A 21,979-nucleotide genomic window follows, 5' to 3' on the forward strand; every position below is an offset into this window, starting at 1 on the left:
ACTCACCCCCCTTTTTTTGAAAGGAGGGTTTGGATGATTAATGCGGCATTGAAGTATCGTAATTAAGTCATAACTTTGATTGATCCTATGCGTTGATTTCAATATTTTTTAAGATCAGCCAACTATAAGCCAATACCCTCAATAACCCCTTGTTGCTTTAACTGTAACAATTCTTCATCTGAACAAAATTCTTCTAAAATCGCTTTGGTATGTTCTCCTAAGCGTGGTGGCGCATTACGATATTCAACAGGTGTTCCTGTCATTTTAATCGGTGAACCAATCACATTAAAATCAGGATTATCTGTATGCGGAATATTGACCACCATTTTACGATATTGAATTTGGGGTTCATCTAAAGCATCTGCAACTGAATTAATCACGCCAACAGGTACTTTCACCGCATGAATTGCATCGACCCAATGCTTCGCGGTATTTGATAAAAAATATTCAGACAACAAAGCAACCAATTCTTGACGATATTTCACCCGATCTTGATTACGAAGATAGTTTGATTGATCTAACAATTCAGGTTTTCCAATGGCAATACATAAATCTTTAAATTGTTTATCATTGCCACAGGCCAGAATAAATTCCTTATCTTGCGCTTTAAAAGTCTGATAAGGCACAATATTGGGATGATGATTACCCATTCGTTGAGGTGCGATACCTGAACTTAAATAGTTCATACCTTGGTTGGCGAGTCCAGCAACCTGTACATCTAACAAAGACATATCAATATATTGTCCAACACCTGTTTGCTGACGAGAAATCAGTGCGGCCTGAATCGCAATTGTTGCATATAGCCCAGTCTGAATATCAACCACTGCCACACCAACTTTTTGTGAACTTGCCCCTAACTCACCTTCTTTTTCACCAGTAATACTCATCAAGCCAGACATACCTTGAATAATAAAGTCATAACCCGGTTCTTCTGCACGCGGCCCATCTTGACCAAAACCAGTGATAGAACAATAGATCAATTTTGGATTAATATGCTTGAGGGTTTCATAATCCAATCCATATTTTTTCAATGAACCTGCTTTAAAGTTTTCAATCACAATATCTGCGGTTTTCACCATGTGATGTAATAATCGCTGCCCATCCTGCGTTGCCATATCAATTGCCACTGAGGATTTATTGCGATTCGCAGATTGGTAATATCCAGATTCTCGCGTCGCTCTACCCTGTTGATCAAGCATCCACGGCGGGCCCCACATACGGGTATCATCACCAACTTTAGGGCGTTCAATCTTAATCACTTCGGCGCCTAGATCTGCAAGAACTTGTCCACACCACGGACCTGCCAGTACTCGACTCAGATCTAAAACTCGAATTCCTTGTAATGCACCCATATGTTTACCTCTATGTAAGGAGTAAGCGAATACTCCTCAATTTTACGATTTACTGAATCTGTCTAAACAAGCGTTGACTATTGTTGTTGGGGATCATATTGACGATCTTTGATAAATAAGCCAGGTAATACTCCTGCAACAAAATAAGCTGCGCCCATCACGATAAATGCCGTCATAAATGTACCTCCCGAAGCAAGGAAACCAATGGTTGCTGGGGCAATTGCAGCGCCTACTCGCCCAATGTTATATGCACCACCAATTGCTGTACCTCGGACATCGGTAGAAAATGATTCCGCCATATAGGTCGCATTTACACCATAAGGGATGCCATATAAGAAACCAAAAGTGATCAATAAGTACAAAATATTGTCTGGTGTATTAAAGATAATAATCACAGGTAAGAAGACAGCGCTGGCTATGGTACCGAACACAAATACTGCACGACGATTAAATTTATCTGCCAAATATCCCGCTAAGATCTTGCCTAAAATCATCGCTGTATATGAACCTACCATATAACTGGTCATGTTTTTAAAGTTCATATGCACTTCTGTTTCTAGATAACTTGGCATCCAATTGTTGATTCCGTAGTAACCAAATTGTAAGAAGAAGGCCGTAGTCATCCACAATAAAAACATTTTACGGTGCTTAAAGTTGGCAAAAATTTGTTTATAAATACTGCCACTTTTCGCTTTCTCGGGAACTGTGGCTTCAACTGGTTTCTTGCCTTGAAGCTGATTGATTTTGTTGAGCTGCCAAGACTTTGGTTCAGGTACAAAGCGTTGCAAGAAAATATTGATAAATGCTGGAATAACCGTGATAAAAAACAAGACTCTCCAACCATGATCAGGAATAATCGCACCAGCTAATAATGTAGCAACAATATATCCAACGGTTTGCCCGGTTTGTAATGTACCCAATACCGTAGTCCGATAGGTTGTAGGAACATATTCAGCCATAAGGGTATTGCATGCCATATAAAGCGCCCCAATCCCTAGTGCACCAATAAATCGTAATGCCATAAATTGTTCAAAACTTTGGGTAAAGCCTAACAAACATGTTGCAACTGAGAAAAACGATACAGAATTGGCAATGGTACGTACTCGGCCAAACTTATCACATGCCCATCCACCTAGAATCCCACCAATCCCCATACCTGCCAGAGAGGCACTGCCTAAGGCGCCAGCCTGAAAAGTAGATAATGCAAACTCACCTTTTAAACTGGTTAAGCTATAGGACAACAACATGATATCTACGCCATCGACGACCATAGCGAAATAGGCGAATAAAAGTGCCCATTTCCAAGTATTTGGGCCTATTTTTTCAAAGGTTCCAATATTGGATGGCATGGATAATTTTGTTGAAGTTGTAACTGATCGAACATCATTGTTCATTTTTCCTCTACCTCATTTTCCCAAATGAGTCATCGGTCACTTTTTATCTTTCTCCCTACTTATTTCTTTGTTATTTTTATCGCATCAATCTAGAGTTAAGTATGAGAGTTAAAAGAATAATCAGATATTTTTCACGATGAATCCTTTTATCATTGATTTATTTTTACCTTAGTTTTTATAAAATTTAAGGCAAAAAATCCTACAAGGGATGCTAGCTAGATTTAAGCATCCCTGTTTTAAAACAGTTGATTTTAGTTACTAAAGGCAGCAATACCAGTTTGTGCACGCCCGAGAATTAAGGCATGTACATCATGGGTACCTTCATAGGTGTTGACCACTTCCAGATTGACCAGATGGCGAGCGACACCAAATTCATCACTGATGCCATTGCCACCCATCATGTCACGAGCAACACGCGCAATATCTAAAGCTTTACCACAATTGTTGCGTTTAATCAGTGAAGTGCCTTCAACAGAAGCAATACCTTCATCTTTCATACGACCAAAACGTAATGCGATCTGCAGCCCTAAAGCAATTTCAGTTTGCATATCTGCAAGTTTCTTTTGCACTAATTGATTCGCAGCCAGTGGGCGTCCAAATTGTTTACGATCCATCGTATATTGGTGTGCGGTGTGCCAGCAAAACTCTGCCGCCCCCATCGCACCCCATGCAATACCGTAACGTGCACTATTTAAACAAGTAAATGGTCCACGCAAACCACGAATTTCGGGAAATGCATTTTCTTCAGGAACAAAAACATTGTCCATCACAATTTCACCGGTAATCGATGCACGCAAACCGACTTTGCCATGAATCGCAGGCGCAGAAAGTCCTTCCCAACCTTTTTCTAGGATAAAACCACGAATTTCACCGACATTGCCTTCAGCAGAAACCTCCTTGGCCCAGACCACAAATACATCAGCGATTGGACTATTGGTAATCCACATTTTTGCGCCAGTCAAACGATAACCACCTTCGACCTTTTTGGCACGGGTGATCATACTGCCTGGATCTGAACCATGATCAGGTTCTGTTAGACCAAAACATCCAATAAACTCGCCAGTAGCTAATTTAGGTAAGTACTTTTGTTTTTGCTCTTCAGAACCAAATTCATTGATAGGCACCATCACCAATGAGCTTTGTACACTTGCCATTGAACGATAACCCGAATCTACGCGTTCAATTTCACGGGCAATAAGACCGTAACTGACATAGTTTAGACCTGCACCACCGTATTCTTCTGGGATTGTCGGTCCCAGCAAACCCAACTCACCCATTTCACGAAAAATAGAAGCATCTGTTTTTTCATGGCGGAATTGTTCCAAAACTCTTGGCATCAGTTTGTCTTGTGAATAGGCATAAGCAGCATCACGAATCATGCGTTCTTCAGAACTGAGTTGCTGTTCCAATAAAAATGGGTCTTGCCAGTTAAATTGAACGCGTGCCGTTTTTGTAGAATTAACCATTTGATTCATAGCATCCTTTGCTGAACATATCTTGTTGTCTTAGTACTGATGTTAGGTGTGAAAATTCATACTTTCAAACGATTAATTCTCACTCAGATATTCCATTTACGCATATCTTGTGTTTTTATAACATGGCTCGCTCAATGACTACTGTTCAATTATGTTGGTGTTAAACGAGGCTTTTTAACAGATTTTTATCATCTTTACGTCCTCTTATAATTTTTTATTTGAGGTAAAACCAAGTGGTTTGATGAAAGTTTCATTGCAAACATCTGCTTTGCTTTAAGCTCTTTTTGCTAGATATGAATAGATTAAATTTAGTCTTAATTAAACTTTGATATTCAAGGAATGAATATGCGTAGAATGATTCCCTCATTACAATCACTGATATGTTTTGAAGCGGCTGCCAAGCATCTAAGCTATACCTTTGCAGCTCAAGAGCTGCATCTTACTCAAAGTGCCATCTCTCGCCAAGTACAACAACTCGAAGATTTTTTAGGACTCAATCTATTTAACAGAACACGACATGGCGTTGAATTAACACAAGCGGGTGAACATTATTATAAAAACATCAAAGCTCATTTATTGGGTATTGAGCAAAGCACACTCGATTTAATGAGCCATAAAGGTTTAGGCGGTACTCTAAAATTGGGGGTTGTACCGACATTTGCAACACGCTGGCTCTTACCCCGATTGTATAAGTTCAACGAAATATACCCTGAAATTACCATTCATTTAGAGACCAGTACCAAACCCTTTTTATTCAGTGAGCATATTTTTGATGCAGCAATATATACAGGTACACCTGCACAAATTGAAAATTGGCCAGGTGCAAAAGTCCACTATTTAATGAATGAAGATGTTGTTCCTGTGTGTTCTGCTGAGTTAATTTTTAAGCATTTTCCAGAGCTAAGAGGACCTTCTGGAGATTTACATCGAAGCTTAACGGCAGAAGAGATTGCCACGCTGCCCTTACTCCAACAAACCACACGCCCCTATATTTGGAAAGAGTGGTTTGAAGTTTCTGGTTATGAGCATCCTTTTGCATTAGAAGGACAACGGCATGAATTATTTTCGATGCTTGCGGTGGCAGCCATACATCATATGGGGGTTGCGCTTATTCCACAAAAACTACTGGAAAAAGAACTGCGCTCAGGTGATTTAATTATTGCCTCAGAAATTAAGCTAAAAGGTTCACGTGCCTATTATTTTGTCTATGCAGAACAACAGCAAACACCCCTCATTGCTAAATTTGTTGAATGGTTATTGACAGAAGTTGAACAGTCACAAAGTACTTTTTTAAAATAATGTGATTTCAATTTAAATAATAGCTTATTCAAGATTTATAGAATGCAGTTTAGCTTCTATATTGTGATGAAAAAACTCAGCTTGTAGGAGATAAAAAGAACAGCGCCTACAACAGAAAATACAAGCCTACTCCGCTATTTTTAATACCTATTCAGCATTTTTAATAAGAGTAGGCTAAAAGAAACAAATGAATGACTACAGATCTTAAAATTTAAGCGCTAAACCCAATATAACGATAAAAATCTTGATCCCCTACAACACCTAAGCTTGTTTTATAAATCAGGTAATCAGGATAATTACTCTCAGATAATTCATTGAAAATATTCAGTCCCTGATCATCATGAGCATGGATTTCATCGACGCTACGATGCATGGTCGCTTCAAATTCATCTGAAATATATTCAAAGCCCAAATCCATCGCAATAAACAAGGTATGTATACACGGTTGTAGATATTGTTCTTCATTCCAATCAATGACCGCATGTTGGCAATGTGGGCATGTAACATTTTCTTGAGAATTTTCTAAAGTGATCAGTTGAAATGGCATACGCTTTGGAACAGAATAAAATTGTATTTTAAACGAGTTAGGGAAATTAAACACTCGTTTTAGATAAATCTAAAACTGCTTTTCATATTTTATAAATACACGAAACAAAGCTAAGGATATTATGTCAACGATTGAAAAAGCGATTGCTTTAGCAGCTCGTAAACACGCAGGCCAAAAAGATAAAGCGCAACAGCCTTATATTTTTCACCCTCTGAGGTTGATGTTCAAAGTTAAAACACCCAATCAACAGATTGTTGCTGTATTACACGACATCTTAGAAGATACCGACACCACTGTGGTCGATTTAATCTCACTTGGCTTTAGTCAAGAAATTGTCGATGCCGTTGTTGCCTTAACCAAAAAAGAAGGTGAATCTAGAATCGAAGCCGCCTACCGTGCAGTAAAAAATCCAATTGCACGTGTGGTAAAACTGGCAGATGTTGCTGATAACATGGATATCACCCGTATTCCGCACCCGACCACTAAAGACCTTTTAAGATTAGAAGAATATAAGCAAGTTCAAAATATTCTCATGACAGGCAATGCCTAATCTTAGAAAATTTTCACAATTAACAAGTTGACTTGATGCAACAATTAAGTTTAATAGTGCGTCATTGTTGCAATTATGGAATGTATTTATGCTCACTGATTTGGATGACTTTTACTGCTTTGGTTTGGTTGTAGAGCATGGGGGATTTAGTGCGGCTGAACGTGCAACGGATATTCCTAAATCCAAGCTCAGTCGCCGCGTATATAATTTAGAAGAAAAATTAGGGGTTCGTTTAATTCAACGGAGTTCTCGCCATTTCGCAGTTACAGACATTGGTATGAATATTTACCGCCATGCCCAAGTGATGATGAATGCAGCACAATCAGCGCATGATCTGGTCGATCATCTCAGTGAACAACCACGTGGTGTGATTAAAGTCAGTGTACCTGTGACGGTTGCGCAAAGTGAATTGTCCAAAATCCTTCCTGACTTTTTAAAAACTTACCCTGAAATTAGAATACAACTTTTGGTCAGTAATCGTCGTGTAGATATCATCAATGAAGGTTTTGATGTTGCCTTGCGCGTGCGCGCAAATCTGGATGATGACCCGAGCCTAGTGCTGAGAAAGTTTGGGCATATTGAACAGCACCTTCTTGCAAGCCAAGCCTATTTAAATGAATTTGGTATGCTCAAAAAACCAGAAGATTTATCTGAACACCGAATTTTAAGTATGGTTGATGAGCATTTAGATCAACAAATGGTATTACATGATAGTGAAAACCAACAGAAAAAAATTAAAGTTAACCCGATAGTTATGGGTTCAGATTTAATGATGCTGGCTAAATTAGCCAGTCAAAATTGCGGTATTGCCTTACTTCCAGATACTATTGCCAATGATTTTGTCGCCACAGGTGAATTGGTTCGTGTCTTACCCGAATGGAAAGCACCTCATGGGATCTTTCACGCTGTTTACCCATCTCGCCGAGGCTTACTTCCTGCGGTAAGAGTCTTTATTGACTATTTGGTTAAGCACTTAAGTAAGTGTTGAGTAACTTATCTTCATCATCACTAATCCTAGGATTATTTCAATAGACAAGCCGATCTAAATAAATTGACAAAGATGGACTGCAATCTGGTGTCCATCTGGTGCTATTTTTGATACCATCGCTACTGCTTAATTCCAACGTTTTTCTGATTTATATGACTTCATCTTATCAACAACAGCTTGATGCCAAAATTGAACGTATCCAAACTCAATTCGCAGAATTTAATCCACCTTCATTAGAAATATTTGCTTCACCTGAACAAAACTTCCGTATGCGTGCAGAATTCAGAATTTGGCATACTGACGATGATATGTTCTATGCCATGTTTGAACGAGATGAAAATCAACAGAAAACCGTTGCTCGTATCGATGAATTTCCGATTGCAGATCAAAGTATAAATCAGCTCATGCCAGTTTTATTGGCTGAGCTAAAAGCCAATTCAGTCTTATCAAAACGGCTTTTTGAAGTGCATTTTCTAGCAACGCTCAAGGGCGAAATGCTGGTTTCATTGATTTACCGTGCGCCACTGAGTGAAGAATGGGAAGTTTTAGCAAAACAATTGGCTGATAAGCTGAATGTTAAAATCATTGGTCGCAGTCGCGGACAAAAAGTTGTCTTAACCGATGAATTTGTTGTTGAAGAATTACAAGTCTTTGAGCGTAAATTTCAATATAAGCAAATTGAAAGTAGCTTTACTCAACCCAATGCACAAGTTTGCCAAAAAATGTTGCAATGGGCTTGTCAGTCAGTAGAGGGCGAAAATAAAGACCTACTCGAATTGTACTGTGGTAATGGTAACTTTACCCTTCCCTTATCCTTGAGTTTTAACCGTGTTTTGGCAACTGAATTAGCGAAATCTTCGGTCTATGCGGCACAGTGGAATATTCAACAGAATCAGATCGACAATATTCAAGTTGCACGCCTTTCAGCAGAAGAATTTACTCAGGCCTATAACGGAGAACGTGAATTCCGTCGTTTACAAGAAGCAGAAATAGACATTCAGGGCTATGAGTTTGATACAGTTTTTGTTGATCCACCACGTGCAGGGATTGATGACGATACGTTAATGCTATTGCAAGGTTTTCAACGTATTCTTTATATTTCATGCAATCCAGATACATTACACGACAATTTAAAAATCTTGCTTAAAACTCATAAAATTGTGAAATTTGCGATGTTTGATCAATTCCCCTACACCCATCATGTAGAATCTGGGGTTCTTCTCGAAAAAATTTAAACAATTTATTACAAGATTAGACTGCTATGTAAATTAGCATGGCAGCTATTTCTTTAAATTATTTATTGATATATCATTAAGTTATAAATCATTTAAAACATGGCCCTTTAACAAACCGTTTAAAACATATCAAATCATCGAAAAAATCAGCCTATAACTCGACCATCTATTTCGCTCAGATCTTGTATTTTATTAAAAAACGGCTATATTTCGAACTATGTTAGGTTGTGTATGAAGGCTCTATGAGTTTTTGGCAAAAGCTGTTTACGGCTGAAGATACATTGCAAAATGAACATAAAAATCAAATTGCATGTGTTGAAAATGATTGCTCTTGTAAATCCAATGATCAACTTTTATCAGCGTTGATGAAAGCGACAGATCAGGATGTGATTACTGGGATTAAAAAGGTACTTATCTCTAGAGGTTTCAGTAAAAAAGAGTTAAACCAATTACAGCATCCACCTATTCAATAGTCATGGATGACCGCTAAGAAAGAAAAAGCATTCAGTTTACTGGATGCTTTTTTAATTCCAATAGAACAACTTTTGATGTTTCTCCTTGCCTTGTATACAATTATTTCAAAGAATAGATAAACGCAGAATCAACAATGAAAATTAAAATTGTTATTTTTTTATTATCACTCAACGCTTCAATTAGCTATGCAGATATCAACGATGATGAGATTCAAGCCATAGAAGATTTAACTGATCAAGTATTAGCAACCAAAAATCTTGCCAAACTTGAACCACAAATTAAGGCTCAAATCCAAAAAGCCCAACCCAATGTGCAAAAACTATTAAAAGCCAAAGACATTGAATATAACGATTCTGTCTATTTACACAACTATGCGATTCTGGCTTCTGGATATGCTGAATATTTGCTTGAACAACACTGCACCACGCTCTCTCAGCCTTTTCAAGAACTTACTGAACAAGCGTATTTTGCGTTAAAAAAGCATGATCCTAAAGATACAATCGCAATCAATAATTTAGGGTTATTCTACGCGCAAATGTCGGTGTATTATCGGAAAAACATAGACCCAACGCCACGTCTAAACTATTTGCTAAAGGCTGAACAACTATTTGAGACCTTAATGAAGTTGCAACCAGACAATGAGGAGTATGAGAAAAATTATTATGCTGTACTCAGTGACAAGCTGATGCTGTTACAGAAATATCATCGTGATCAGAATGAGCAAAAACGCCTCATCAATATACTTAAAAAGCCTTTATTTCACTATTTATCTGATCCCAATCAAGCGTTCGATGCAGGAAATTTTATTATTTTAGCTCAACAATATTTTAAATATCTCAATCGTGAAGACCCGAAACTTGCTGAAAAATGGTTGCGTGATAATCAGGCTAAAATTGAAGCTGTAGTGAATAAGAATCGTAAGCAAACTCAACGGGAAAAAGAGTTCCTCGCTGAATTCTATGCGCTGCTTGGTCAAACGGATCGAGCATTGTCCTACTTAAAACAATTAGAATTTTCTGATGAGAACAATACAGAACCATCCTCATTTGAAAATGAGCCCAATCTTGCCAATTTAAGGCTAAATCCTGAATATCAGAAATGGTTTAAACAATATAAACAGGATTATGCTGCATACCGTAAAGCAATTCCCAAAGTATGTAAGATCAGCCAGCTTGAAACAACACAAGATACTTCAGGATAATGCTGTTGGAGACTTAACGAATCAAACCTTGCGGTTGCAGAATAATCACCAAAGCCCCAATGATTACAATACATCCACCAAACAAATCCCAGCGAGTTAGGCTGACTTGATCGACAAATTTCAGCCACATCAGTGCACTAAAGATATAGATACCGCCATATGCAGCATAAATACGCCCTGAAGCAGCAGGATGCAAGGTCAATAGCCAGACAAATACAGCCAAACTTAAAACGGTAGGTATCCATAACCAATGGCTTTTATTTTGATTCAGGATTAAATAAGGAAAATAACAACCTAAAATTTCTGCAACAGCTGTGACAAGAAATAATAAAATCGTGGTTAAAATTTTAGTAAATGCAATGTCCATTGATACTCAAAGAATAATCATCAAGCTAAAGTATATGTGATTTTCACGCGAGCTAAGCAATAAAATTTTGAGCATACTAAAACGGCTAAGCTTTTATCTATAAATTGTAGTTGTTGTTTGCCTCATCCACAAAAACATACATATTTAAATATGCTGATCATTTTGTTATGTTAAAAATAGAATAAAATATCAGCATCTACAATCTTTGATTTTATGAATGAAAATAAATCATTTCTTGTTTAATTCCTTCATTTTCCTATGGCTTAGCCAAAATGTAGATGCAGCAACACTAAGTCTTCCATTGTGGCCCAATAGCGCAACACTAGCACCATCCAGTGAACAATATACGCTAATTAAGCACGGCGCTATTCGCCATATCACTTCCCCTCAATTGCGGGTATATCCCCCCAAACAGAGCAATCACATCGCTGTTTTAGTCATCAGTGGTGGTGGTTATGCCAGAGAGGAATTGGCCAAAGAAAGCACGCCAACTGCGCAGTTTTTACAAGAACAGGGATTTACCGTATTTGAATTAATTTACCGCTTACCAAATCAGGATGGCAATAATCTGCTTGCACCCTTTCAAGATGGCCAAAGAGCCCTGCGTATAATTCGTTATCATGCACATCAATTCAACATTGATCCAGACAAAATTGGTGTACTGGGTTTCTCCGCAGGTGGACATTTAGCTGGAATCATTGCGACACAATGGCAACAACAATTTTCGAATTTAAATGATCCGATTGATCAAATTTCTGCTCAGCCTAATTTTGTGGCGCTACTCTATCCAATCATTAGTATGCAAGCGCCGCTTGATCATACCCATGCTTATAAAAGCTTATTTGGCTCAAAACATGATTTAGCCAAACAAATCTTGTTTTCTGTTAATTTACAAGTCAAACAGAATACACCTCCAACCTTTTTAGCCCATGCCATAGATGATCCGATTTCACCTGTTCAGAATAGCCTCAATATGCAAACCGCTTTGCAGCAACACAAGATCGCTTATGAATTACATCTTTTCAAAAATGGTGGGCATGGTTGGGGCTTAGGCAAAGCCAATACTGAAACAATGCAATGGCCCACATTATTCCTAGCTTGGTTAAAGAAAATTGATATTTTATAAGCTTATAATTCAAAAAATAACCCGCAATCAATGCGGGTTATTTTAAAGTTCATTCACAACTATGCTGGTTCAGCAGTCTGATCTTCAAAGACTTCTAATGTAAGCCCTACCGCCTTACCATTTTCTTTCTTCACAGAAACAGCAACATTACCACCATGATCTGCAAGCTCACCAAATAGAATCATCTCAGCAAGAGGTTTCTTCAAATGTTCCTGAATCAAACGTTGCATTGGGCGAGCACCCATTAAACGATCATAGCCATTCTCAGCCATCCAATCGCGAGCAGATTGATCAACTTCCAGCACCACTTTTTTGTCATCTAACTGCGCTTGAAGTTCGGTTAAGAATTTATCAACGACAGACTCAATCACTGTGGTAGGTAATGCTTTAAACTGAATTACACCATCTAAACGGTTGCGGAACTCTGGTGCAAATGCACGTTTCATCGCTTCCTGATTGTCATTACTATTGTCTTGCTCAGTAAAACCGATACTGTTACGAGAAATACTTTCAGCACCGATATTGGTGGTCAATACAATAATCACATTACGGAAATCAGACTTACGTCCATTGTTATCGGTTAAAGCACCATGATCCATGACTTGCAATAACAAGTTAAAGACATCTGGATGTGCTTTTTCAATTTCATCTAATAACAAGACACAGTGCGGATTCTTATGAATCGCGTCAGTCAGTAAACCACCTTGATCATAACCAACATAACCTGGAGGCGCACCAATCAAACGAGAAACCGCATGACGTTCCATATATTCAGACATATCGAAGCGAACAAGCTCTACACCCAACAATTTTGCCAATTGCTTGGTCACTTCTGTTTTACCAACGCCCGTAGGGCCTGCAAAAACAAAACTACCCACTGGTTTATCTGGCGCTTTCAAACCTGCACGTGACAGTTTAATCGCAGAAGCCAAGGCTGTAATCGCTTCATCTTGACCAAATACCACACGTTTAAGATCACGCTCTAGATATTCAAGTACCGATTTATCATCTTTAGATACTGTTTTTGGCGGGATACGTGCAATCTTCGAAATAATATCTTCGATATTTTCAACTGTAATCAAAGTATCATCTTGTTCAGCTTTTAAACGACGTTGTGCACCAGCTTCATCAATCACATCAATCGCCTTATCTGGCAAGAAACGATCATTAATAAACTTAGCAGACAACTCAACCGCTGAAACTAGCGCAGTATCTTCATATTTAACATGATGAAAATCTTCAAACTTGCTTTTCAAACCACGCAAAATATCAATTGTTTCTGAAATAGAAGGCTCATTCACATCAATTTTTTGGAAACGACGTGATAGTGCATGATCTTTTTCAAATACTTGGCGATATTCTTGGAAAGTGGTTGAACCAATACAACGTAAACTACCATTCGCCAATGCAGGTTTGATTAAATTCGATGCATCCATGGTACTACCCATACTTGAGCCAGCACCAATGATCATATGAATTTCATCGATAAATAAAATTGCTTCTGGTTTCTTTTTCAAAGCATTGAGAAGCTGTTTCAATCGTTTTTCAAAGTCACCACGGTATTTTGTACCCGCAACCAATGCACCGATGTCTAAACTAAACACTTCAGCAGTCGCAAGTGGCTTAGGCGCTTTACCATTCACAATCAACCATGCCAGACCTTCAGCAATCGATGTTTTACCCACACCAGGATCACCCACAAGCAATGGGTTGTTTTTACGGCGACGGCAAAGAATTTGAGCAGTTCGTTCAATTTCTTTTTCACGCCCGATTAAAGGATCAGTTTTGCCTTTTTGCGCTTCAATATTCAAATTCAAAGTATAAAGTTCAAGTGGTCCAGCATTTGCTGAAGCATTTGATTCACCTTCTAAATCATCAGATTCTTCTTCAACTTGAATTTCTTCTTTACGCGCACCGTGTGACAAATATTGGGTTAAAGTCAAACGATTGATTTGATGTCGTTTTAGCAAATAAACGGCAAAAGAATCTCGCTCAGAGTACATCGCAACCAGTACATCTGCACCCTCTACTGTGCGATCACCGCCACTTGACTGAACGTGGAAAATTGCACGTTGTAAGATACGGTCAAAACTTTCAGTTGGATGAGGGGCTTGGTCGTTGTTTTCTCCTAGTTTAGGGGTATGTTGTTCTACATACTCCTCTAACTCTTTGCGCAAACTGATAATTTCAGCACCGCATGCTTTTAAGGCATTTACCGCTGAATCGTTATCAAGTAAAGCCAATAATAAATGTTCAACCGTAAGAAACTCATGTCTCTTTTGACGAGCCATGCTAACAGCCAAACGGAGTGAAACTTCTAATTGACGACTGAGCATGAAACCCCCTTATTCTTTTGGCTCAATCTGACAAAGCAATGGATGACCTTGAGATCGAGCGTAGTTATTAACTTGGTTGGCTTTAGTCTCCGCAATGTCTCTTGGATAAACACCAGCTTCACCTTTTCCTTCATAATGTACTGTTAACATTACTTGAGTGGCTTGGTCAAGATTCAAAGCAAAGTATTGTTGTAAAATTTCAATAACAAAGTCCATCGGAGTGTAATCATCGTTCAATAAAACGACAGAATACATCGGTGGTCGCTTCACTTCAGGTGGCGCAGTTTGTACTGCAACATCTGCTTGATCATGGTCTGGATGGTTTGGATCTTCTGAATTACTTATACGAATACTCAAGTGCCAATCTATAAATCCTGAATCACGGAATGATGATTTCACTTCATTTAAACTCATTTGACGTTTATTAGTTCGCATATTTTTCAAAATACTTATGATTTATTGAGAATTAGCCGCAGCTTGAGGAACCTCTGCAGCAAACGCAGCTGCACTGTCTACAGCTTGCCCACGTGACCAACTAAAGCGTTTAACCACTGGCGTGGCACCATTTAGGCGGATTTCGATAAATTGTGGATTAAAGCCCTTAGGCATGGTCCAACGTCCAGTTAAGCGCTCATAATCAGTAAAATTATAATTCGCATCTGCCATTGGCACTGTTAACACCTCAGTACCACTAATCAAACGAATTTCAACAGAACCCGTCGCACGTCTTGGACTAACTTGAATAAGATCAAGCTGATATTCATAAGCGTTTTCTGGTAATGGCTTAACGGCCAAGTTTTGAATGGTTAAACTCAAACCGCCACGTTGTTTTAACACTTCACGATAAATCGCACTCATCACATCAACTTGTGATTTTTCAGCATTGGCTTTGTTCAATGACTCTAACAAATCGTTAGAGTTCGAAACAGCCACATCTCGTTCCTGTACAGCAGCATTTAAGCTTTTATTTAAATTAGCCAGCGTTGTTTTTTGTTGCTTCACAACTTCTACCAACTGTTCTGCATCTGCATCAAAACCGACTACCGTTAGCCCTTGGCGATGTCCAACCGTATAACCTAAAAGTACACTGCCAGCACATAATACAACCCCACCGATCACCAAAGGCATATTCCCTTTTAAAAAAGGCTTTTTCGGTGCTTGAGCTGGTTGTGACGCGGTATTTGTTTCTGTGTTCTGCATCATCATCTCTAAGTATTATTGATAGAATCAAAACACACATTTAACCGCAAAGTTATATGTGTGTGAAGCCATAAAGCGTTTTTTATGGTAATAATCCGATACCTTGTAAACCAGCATCTTCAGCAAAACCAAACATTAAGTTCATATTTTGTACAGCCTGTCCTGCCGCACCTTTGACTAAATTGTCTTGAACAGACAAAACAATTAACTTGTTCGGATGCGGTTTATACAGTGCAATTCTGAGTTGGTTTGCACCACGTACAGAACGTGTTTCTGGTGAACTATTTGCAGGCATTACATCTACAAATATTTCATTTGCATAAAATTTTTCATAAATACTTTGTAAATCTGCTGCTGCGCCTTGCTCTGTCAAATCAACATAGATCGTACTGAACATACCACGAATCATCGGAACTAAATGCGGTACAAAAAGAATCTGATCAAATACATTTTTTTGACCTGAAATATTTTCTAATGCTTCTACAATTTCAGGATGATGACGATGTCCAGCAACGCCATAGGCTTTAAAATTATCAGCATTTTCTGAATAAATCATGCCTAGACTAGCTTTACGCCCCGCACCTGATACACCAGATTTCGCATCAATGATAATACTTTCTGGTTTAACCAATGTTTCAGCTTGCTTAAAAAGTGGCGCTAATCCCAACTGTACAGTGGTTGGGTAACAGCCAGGATTACCGACAACATTGGCATTTTTAATCTGTTCACGATTAAGTTCAGATAAACCATATACAGAATCTTTCAGTACTTCTGGACAAGCGTGCTGCATCCCATACCATTTTTCAAACTGTGCTAAATTCTGCAAGCGAAAATCAGCGGCTAAATCGATAACTTTGGTATTTGCTGCCAAGAGTTGTTGCGCATGTTGCATTGCCACACCATGCGGGGTCGCAAAAAACACAACATCACATTTTTTTAATTCATCAATGTTTAAATCTGAATATTTAAGCTCGGTGTGTCCACGTAAGCTTGGAAACATATCATCTACACGGCGACCATCTTCGGTACGTGATGTCAGTACATTCACTTGAACATTTGGATGTCGTAGTAAAAGACGCAACAATTCAACGCCTGTATAACCTGTTCCACCGACAATACCCACTGAAATCACGTTTTTTACCTCGATTTAAAAGTATCCATTTTGTAGTGCTGTAGTATGACAGGAAGTTGATGCTTTCTAAACTATTTTACTGGGTTTTTATGATATTTTAGCATTATGACAAAGTTAAATTCGCATAAGTTCGATTGATGCATCTTGCGCAATACAGTTGCGCCCTCTACGTTTGGCGACATACAAAAGTTTGTCAGCAGCTTCTATACCGCTGGCTAAATTACGATGTCGCACTTGTGTTAAACCAAAGCTGGCTGTCAATAAGATGGGTTGAGTTAAAAATTGCTCAGTTTCAATAGCAGTCCGCATACGCTCAGCAATTTTATAGGCATAATCGCGATCTTCAACTTGTAATAAAACAATAAACTCTTCACCACCAAAACGCCCCACTAAGCCCTTTTCACCGACATGCTGACTGACAAGACGACCTACACTCTGCAAAATCTGATCACCCACCAGATGTCCATAGGTGTCATTAATTTTCTTAAAATGATCGACATCACACATCAACAAAAAATATTGCTTTTCTGGTAAATCGATTAAATTTATTTTAGCTGCGTCATAAAATCCACGACGATTGAGTAAATGTGTTAATGGATCTCTGCAACGTTCATCATTTAATTTAAAAATAATATCTCGAACTAATGTTCCCAAAAGTACGATCGCAAACCACATGCTCAGGATAATACTGGCAGCAAGCATCATTAACCACCATACAGAATCCACAAGCATACTGGCTTCAATATTTTTCAAAAAAAAGAAAATAATAATGACACGGACAAAAGTATATACAACGATAAAAAGATAGGAATAATCGACCAGCTTATTTAACCAATCACTTTGCTTATCATCTTTAAAAATAGATACTAAAACTAAGGATTCAACTGTGGCAATGCTCAGGTTTAAAATCAGCATCCGGATCCATAGCTGTTCATCAACAAAAGCATAATAGACCAACAAGCATATTGTGATAAAGATCAAGAAAAAAGCGACTAAAGCGTGTGAACTAGCATTCTTTCTCAATGCCATAGTATATGCACTGGCCCACGCGCCAAATAGGTATAAACCACCTAAAAGTGGAGCAGAAAATGTTAATTGTAGGTTAGACATAAAACTTTGTGCAGTTAAAGAAAAAGATGGCACGATATATCCAAGACCCAACCAAAATAAATAAGTAGGTGCTTTAAAAAAGTAATGGCAGATCAAAAGTAAACTGCCCATTAATATCAGGCAGACCGGTACAATCAAAATAAAGTAATGAGTATCTGCAAAATTCACGTCTGATATCTTTATGATAAGAAATAGGAAATATTGGCAAGTCGCCAAGTTTAGAGTATTTTTTAATTCACTCCCAACTTATGCTTAAAATAATCAGACTATTTTGTAATTTAACTGCTTTTATTAAGAAATACTTTTAAGGCATTATACCATCACTTAAAATTGATGATGATAAATACACAAGTAAACATGTAATTTAATGACATCGCCTATAAAACCATCAAATTAAACCTCTAAAAAATGATAAAAACAAACCTTTTCATTTTAAATCTTGTTTTGGCATAAAAGACTATTCAAACAAATTCAAAGAAAACTGTCTTGTCTTGCTCAATGATCTATGCATAATAATTTAGAGTAATTACTCTAAAATTAACAAAAGGACGTATTGGTCATGATTGGATCACGAACGTGGATGAATACAAGTAATGGAAAACTTAGCTTTAAAGAGAAAACTCAGCTTATAAAACAAGTCCTCATTCCTGCCACACTGAACTATGGCAAAACATTTCGAAAGGCGAATCATGATTCAACTTCATTTACATTGGATAGTTTTCAGATTCCTGACACAGCAATTGTCAAAGAAGCGATGGACGAATTAGAACAAACAGCCTCTCAAGCGATCATCAATCATTCTTGGTGGAGCTATTTTTGGGCTATTGCTATCGCCCACACCAAACAATGGCAATTTGATCAAGAGAGTCTTGTTATTTCATTTTTGATGCATGATTTAGGACTGGTTAATCATTTGGATCAATATGCATGTCAATGTTTTAGCTTTGAAAGTGCCTTAAGAGCTGAAACCCTCTGTAGCAAACACCATTATCCCGAAGACAAAATGGTTAATATTTCAAATGCGATTTGTTTACATATGAATGGCAGTTTAGATGAAAGTGATCACAGTCTTTCTAAAGAAGTGCTATTACTGCAAAAAGCCACTTCCTGTGATGTAATTGGGACTGATCTCAGCTTATTTTCAAAAAGTTTTAAAAACCGAATTTTAACCCAATATCCACGGGTACATTTTAATTCAGAAATGCGTAAACTTATCTCAATTGAAGCAAAGAGAAACCCTCAATCACGGACTGCTTTAATGCATAAACTCGGACTTTCAAGCATGATTCAAATGAATATTTTTAAGGACTAAATCATGAAAAACACCTCTTTTACCCAAAAGAATATTAATTTTGGGCAATATCCAATTGTAGTCGATATTTATTCAAACCCTGAAAACAGCCATAGTATTATTTTGCTGGCTGCGCTAGGCATAGCAATCAGTAAATACGAGGTGCTCATTATCGCTTTAAGCCAAAGTGGCTTGAATGTTATTGTGGCTGATTATCCTCATTGTGGGCGTAATACTCCGCCTGTTTCAGCAAAGATTGATTATGGTTATGCTGATTTACTCAATGACTTTATTCCTCAACTGGAAAAGCTAGCCTTAGAACTGAACCAACAAGTTCCAATCTTATTTGGACATAGTTTAGGTGGACATTTAGCAACACTTTATGCACAAAATCATGCAAATAAAGTCATTGGTGTTGCCACAGGCAATATCGGTTTAAAAAATTGGGACTTAAAAGGTAAAATCAATATTTTAAAAGCAGTCATGGTAATCAATGCCATGATTTTAAAAGATGGTTATTTTGCAGGCTATAAAATTGCTTTTGGGAATAAAGAGACAAAATCCTTAATGCGTGATTGGTCTAAAGTTATCTTTACAGGAAATTATGCACATATTATTGGGCAAGAAAACGTGGTGAATAACGCTGCCTTATTTGTCTATTTAAATGGCGATGATTTTGCACCAATGTCTTCAATGCTTGGCCTAAGTGGTTATTTTAAAAAACCACAAATAAACACGCTGGATTTAACCCATAAAAGCAAAGGCAATCAACATAGTGCATGGATTAAACAGCCTGATGAAGTCGTCGAAACAATTCGGGAATGGATCGATGGTTTTACTGAATAAGTTTTGCTTTTGACATCAATATATATCCACCTTCTTCACTTACTCCAGTGCTGATTGCTTTCCAGCCATGACCTAAATAAAAAGACAAAGCTTGTTTATTTTCTGATAAACATTTGAGATAGCCTGTACCCGTAAACAATTGTTCTGCTGCGTGTAGCAATGCTGCTCCTACACCTTGATTTTGAGCATTTGGGGCAATAAATAGATGATGTAAAAAGTTCTCTTGCAGGTAAATAGATGTAAATCCCAAATATTCTTGGTCTTTTTCAGCCACTAAAATCATTTCATTTTCAGTGTATTTTTCAAAATCACTCAGCCCCCATTTCGAAGAATCCAACCACGGCCAACTTAATTTTCTGGTATTTAAAAAAAGTTCACTCAATGGTGCTCGGTCATGATTTTGAAAAGATCTGATGTGCATCGCTGTACCTCCATTAAAGTCCCTATAACCTTAGCTTATTTAAGCCAGCCTTATTTAATCTAGTGTTATTGCTCTTTCCCCAATCACCTCAACAATTCGTAATAAATAACCATCTGGATCTTGAACTAAAAATTGCTTTTGTCCATGCTCTATAGTTTCTGCACGGTACCAACGTTCTTCTAACGCTGCAAACAGCGGCCATTGTGCGACATCCAAACGATTTAAAATACTGTCGAGTTGGTCTACTTCGAACTGAAAGTTAATCCCTCTTCCCAATGGATAGGCCAACACTCCTGTTAACCATTGCCCTTGTTGCTGTTGCTCTAACATAAACTGAACACCATCAAGTTCCACATAGATAAATTTTTCTTCAGTCCGTTGATACATTACAGAAAAACCCAGTATTTCCACCCAAAACTGATAACTTCTCTTCAAATCGGTGACGATCAATTCTGGAACCAATTTATTCCACTGCATTTAAAAATCCTACTTAATTCATTAATTTTTAATATTCAATATGTTGTAAAACATTTACAACCTTTCCAAATGGATCTTTGACATAGAATCGCCTAACACCCCAGTCTTCATTGGTTAAGGGATAGAGAATGTCTAAATCTAATTTTTTGGCTTTTTCATAAAGTTCATCCACATTGTCAACTTCGATTGAAAAATCGGGTACATCTGTATTATTTCCCCCTTCCGAAGCAATACTGATTTGTGGATGCATGATTTCCTGACTGGCAAATGTTTTGATCCAGCCATGATCCATCACCAAGTCCATCGCTAAAAAATCACCATAAAAAGCTTGGGCACTGGCTAAATCTAAAGCTTTAATATTACTTATGATTCTTTTTACAGTCATACGCTTTTCCTCATTTTTTATTTTAATGCAATCTAGAAATTTACTTATTTTATTACGCCCACCACCAAGGCATTACACTACTTTTTAAAACTTTACGATGCTGCTGATAGTGTTGATCATGCTTTTCAACTTCAGACCAAAAAGCAGCGCTATGATCAAAATGTTTGGTATGTGCCAATTCATGTACACAGACATAACGGGTAATTCGTTGATCACATAAAACTAAGGCACTATTGAGCATAATATCATGACGGGCTGTACAACTTCCCCAACGCGTTTTCGGGTGTCGAACAGCACACTGTCCAAACTTTAAATGGGTTTCATCACTGACTTGCTTTAAATAAATCGGTAAATAATGCTTTGCATAAGCAATCACAAAAGCTTTTAAATAGCTTTCCGGCTGACGCTCGCTGACAAATAACTGATGCTTTTGCTCATCTAAAATATAGCTATTTTTTTGAGTTTTATAAATAATTTCTAGGGGCAGTTTTAAATTAAACAGTTGCAAGCTTGTCGGTAATATCTGATCAACCTGCTGTATTTTTTCCTGCTGTTTATGCCATGTCTCAATCATCCATTGTTCAGACTCGTGTAAAAAATGCTGAATTTGACGTTGGGTACAATACTTAGGCACAGTTAAGCGAATCTGCGTCGGTTCAACACGTAAACGTAAGCGTGTTGCCCGTGCATGATGTGTGATCTTTATTTCAGGAAGATTTGCCATCTTAATACGCTTATTTTTAGAATCTCCCCCAACCTTTCTTTACAAAGCA

The 21,979-nt window shown here is 37.8% G+C and carries 23 protein-coding genes; 9 read left to right on the forward strand and 14 right to left on the reverse strand.

The window, feature by feature from the left end; genetic code table 11:
- Positions 1-122: 122 nt before the first annotated feature.
- The 3 genes from GJV03_RS07085 to GJV03_RS07095 form a co-directional block, all read right to left on the reverse strand.
- Entirely contained in the window at positions 123-1,352 is a 1,230-nt protein-coding gene (locus tag GJV03_RS07085; RefSeq protein WP_004720710.1) for a CaiB/BaiF CoA-transferase family protein, read from the reverse strand.
- Between the two features lie 77 nt (positions 1,353-1,429).
- Entirely contained in the window at positions 1,430-2,746 is a 1,317-nt protein-coding gene (locus tag GJV03_RS07090; protein WP_056510935.1) for an MFS transporter, read from the reverse strand.
- Positions 2,747-2,997: 251 nt separating this feature from the next.
- Positions 2,998-4,221 carry an acyl-CoA dehydrogenase gene (locus GJV03_RS07095; RefSeq protein WP_004821319.1) on the reverse strand — a complete coding sequence of 408 codons (1,224 nt, stop codon included), beginning with the start codon at positions 4,219-4,221 and terminating at the stop codon, positions 2,998-3,000.
- Between the two features lie 345 nt (positions 4,222-4,566).
- Between GJV03_RS07095 and GJV03_RS07100 the strand changes: the two genes are divergently transcribed.
- Positions 4,567-5,520, forward strand: a complete 954-nt coding sequence (locus GJV03_RS07100; protein ID WP_151957521.1) for a LysR substrate-binding domain-containing protein — start codon at positions 4,567-4,569, stop codon at positions 5,518-5,520.
- Positions 5,521-5,731: 211 nt separating this feature from the next.
- Here GJV03_RS07100 and GJV03_RS07105 read toward each other — a convergent pair whose 3' ends face one another.
- A complete protein-coding gene (locus GJV03_RS07105; protein ID WP_151957522.1) occupies positions 5,732-6,067 on the reverse strand; it encodes a hypothetical protein in 336 nt (111 codons plus the stop codon).
- 121 nt (positions 6,068-6,188) lie between these two features.
- Between GJV03_RS07105 and GJV03_RS07110 the strand changes: the two genes are divergently transcribed.
- The 5 genes from GJV03_RS07110 (at position 6,189) to GJV03_RS07130 (ending at position 10,515) form a co-directional block, all read left to right on the forward strand.
- A complete protein-coding gene (locus GJV03_RS07110) occupies positions 6,189-6,617 on the forward strand; it encodes an HD domain-containing protein (RefSeq protein ID WP_004720720.1) in 429 nt (142 codons plus the stop codon).
- Positions 6,618-6,705: 88 nt separating this feature from the next.
- The gene (locus GJV03_RS07115; RefSeq protein WP_105712741.1) at positions 6,706-7,605 is read left to right on the forward strand and encodes a LysR family transcriptional regulator; all 900 of its coding nucleotides are present in this window, start codon (positions 6,706-6,708) and stop codon (positions 7,603-7,605) included.
- 152 nt (positions 7,606-7,757) lie between these two features.
- Positions 7,758-8,840 (forward strand): tRNA (uridine(54)-C5)-methyltransferase TrmA, encoded by a 1,083-nt coding sequence (gene trmA / locus GJV03_RS07120; RefSeq protein WP_151957523.1) that lies wholly within the window; start codon positions 7,758-7,760, stop codon positions 8,838-8,840.
- 242 nt (positions 8,841-9,082) lie between these two features.
- Positions 9,083-9,313, forward strand: a complete 231-nt coding sequence (locus GJV03_RS07125; protein ID WP_004720727.1) for a hypothetical protein — start codon at positions 9,083-9,085, stop codon at positions 9,311-9,313.
- 134 nt (positions 9,314-9,447) lie between these two features.
- On the forward strand, positions 9,448-10,515 hold the full coding sequence (locus GJV03_RS07130) for a hypothetical protein (RefSeq protein ID WP_151957524.1): 1,068 nt from the start codon (positions 9,448-9,450) through the stop codon (positions 10,513-10,515).
- A 13-nt stretch (positions 10,516-10,528) separates the two neighbouring features.
- On the opposite strand, the gene GJV03_RS07135 is transcribed toward GJV03_RS07130, so the two are convergent.
- Positions 10,529-10,882: a YnfA family protein gene (locus GJV03_RS07135; protein ID WP_004720731.1), complete on the reverse strand. Its 354-nt coding sequence runs from the start codon at positions 10,880-10,882 to the stop codon at positions 10,529-10,531.
- A gap of 217 nt (positions 10,883-11,099) precedes the next feature.
- Here GJV03_RS07135 and GJV03_RS07140 point away from each other — a divergent pair, with 217 nt between their 5' ends.
- Positions 11,100-12,008 carry an alpha/beta hydrolase gene (locus tag GJV03_RS07140; RefSeq protein WP_151957525.1) on the forward strand — a complete coding sequence of 303 codons (909 nt, stop codon included), beginning with the start codon at positions 11,100-11,102 and terminating at the stop codon, positions 12,006-12,008.
- A 59-nt stretch (positions 12,009-12,067) separates the two neighbouring features.
- On the opposite strand, the gene clpA is transcribed toward GJV03_RS07140, so the two are convergent.
- The 5 genes from clpA to GJV03_RS07165 all read right to left on the reverse strand — a co-directional run bounded on the left by clpA (position 12,068) and on the right by GJV03_RS07165 (position 17,897).
- Complete coding sequence (clpA, locus tag GJV03_RS07145) at positions 12,068-14,344, reverse strand: ATP-dependent Clp protease ATP-binding subunit ClpA (RefSeq protein WP_004720735.1); 2,277 nt, start codon at positions 14,342-14,344, stop codon at positions 12,068-12,070.
- Positions 14,345-14,353: 9 nt separating this feature from the next.
- Complete coding sequence (gene clpS, locus GJV03_RS07150; protein ID WP_004720737.1) at positions 14,354-14,779, reverse strand: ATP-dependent Clp protease adapter ClpS; 426 nt, start codon at positions 14,777-14,779, stop codon at positions 14,354-14,356.
- A gap of 21 nt (positions 14,780-14,800) precedes the next feature.
- A complete protein-coding gene (locus tag GJV03_RS07155) occupies positions 14,801-15,544 on the reverse strand; it encodes a DUF6776 family protein (RefSeq protein WP_004720739.1) in 744 nt (247 codons plus the stop codon).
- 82 nt (positions 15,545-15,626) lie between these two features.
- Positions 15,627-16,676, reverse strand: coding sequence for an N-acetyl-gamma-glutamyl-phosphate reductase (gene argC, locus GJV03_RS07160; protein ID WP_004720740.1), 1,050 nt, complete (start codon positions 16,674-16,676; stop codon positions 15,627-15,629).
- Between the two features lie 114 nt (positions 16,677-16,790).
- Positions 16,791-17,897, reverse strand: coding sequence for a GGDEF domain-containing protein (locus GJV03_RS07165; protein ID WP_154129762.1), 1,107 nt, complete (start codon positions 17,895-17,897; stop codon positions 16,791-16,793).
- Positions 17,898-18,345: 448 nt separating this feature from the next.
- On the opposite strand from GJV03_RS07165, the gene GJV03_RS07170 reads away from it, so the two are divergent.
- Positions 18,346-19,098, forward strand: a complete 753-nt coding sequence (locus tag GJV03_RS07170; protein WP_154129749.1) for a hypothetical protein — start codon at positions 18,346-18,348, stop codon at positions 19,096-19,098.
- Between the two features lie 3 nt (positions 19,099-19,101).
- Positions 19,102-19,923, forward strand: a complete 822-nt coding sequence (locus GJV03_RS07175) for an alpha/beta fold hydrolase (protein ID WP_154129750.1) — start codon at positions 19,102-19,104, stop codon at positions 19,921-19,923.
- Here the strand turns inward: GJV03_RS07175 and GJV03_RS07180 are convergent.
- The 4 genes from GJV03_RS07180 to GJV03_RS07195 are packed head-to-tail and all read right to left on the reverse strand — an operon-like array spanning position 19,913 to position 21,930.
- The gene (locus GJV03_RS07180) at positions 19,913-20,344 is read right to left on the reverse strand and encodes a GNAT family N-acetyltransferase (protein ID WP_154129751.1); all 432 of its coding nucleotides are present in this window, start codon (positions 20,342-20,344) and stop codon (positions 19,913-19,915) included. The two genes, GJV03_RS07175 and GJV03_RS07180, sit on opposite strands and share 11 nt — an antisense overlap.
- 54 nt (positions 20,345-20,398) lie before the next feature.
- Positions 20,399-20,821, reverse strand: coding sequence for a VOC family protein (locus GJV03_RS07185; protein ID WP_154129752.1), 423 nt, complete (start codon positions 20,819-20,821; stop codon positions 20,399-20,401).
- 28 nt (positions 20,822-20,849) lie between these two features.
- On the reverse strand, positions 20,850-21,206 hold the full coding sequence (locus GJV03_RS07190; protein WP_154129753.1) for a VOC family protein: 357 nt from the start codon (positions 21,204-21,206) through the stop codon (positions 20,850-20,852).
- Positions 21,207-21,258: 52 nt separating this feature from the next.
- Positions 21,259-21,930, reverse strand: a complete 672-nt coding sequence (locus GJV03_RS07195) for a YgjP-like metallopeptidase domain-containing protein (RefSeq protein ID WP_056510895.1) — start codon at positions 21,928-21,930, stop codon at positions 21,259-21,261.
- Between the last annotated feature and the right edge of the window lie 49 nt (positions 21,931-21,979).

The organism is Acinetobacter sp. RIT698 (genome assembly GCF_009668065.1).
In the GTDB taxonomy this organism is placed as follows: domain Bacteria; phylum Pseudomonadota; class Gammaproteobacteria; order Pseudomonadales; family Moraxellaceae; genus Acinetobacter; species Acinetobacter guillouiae.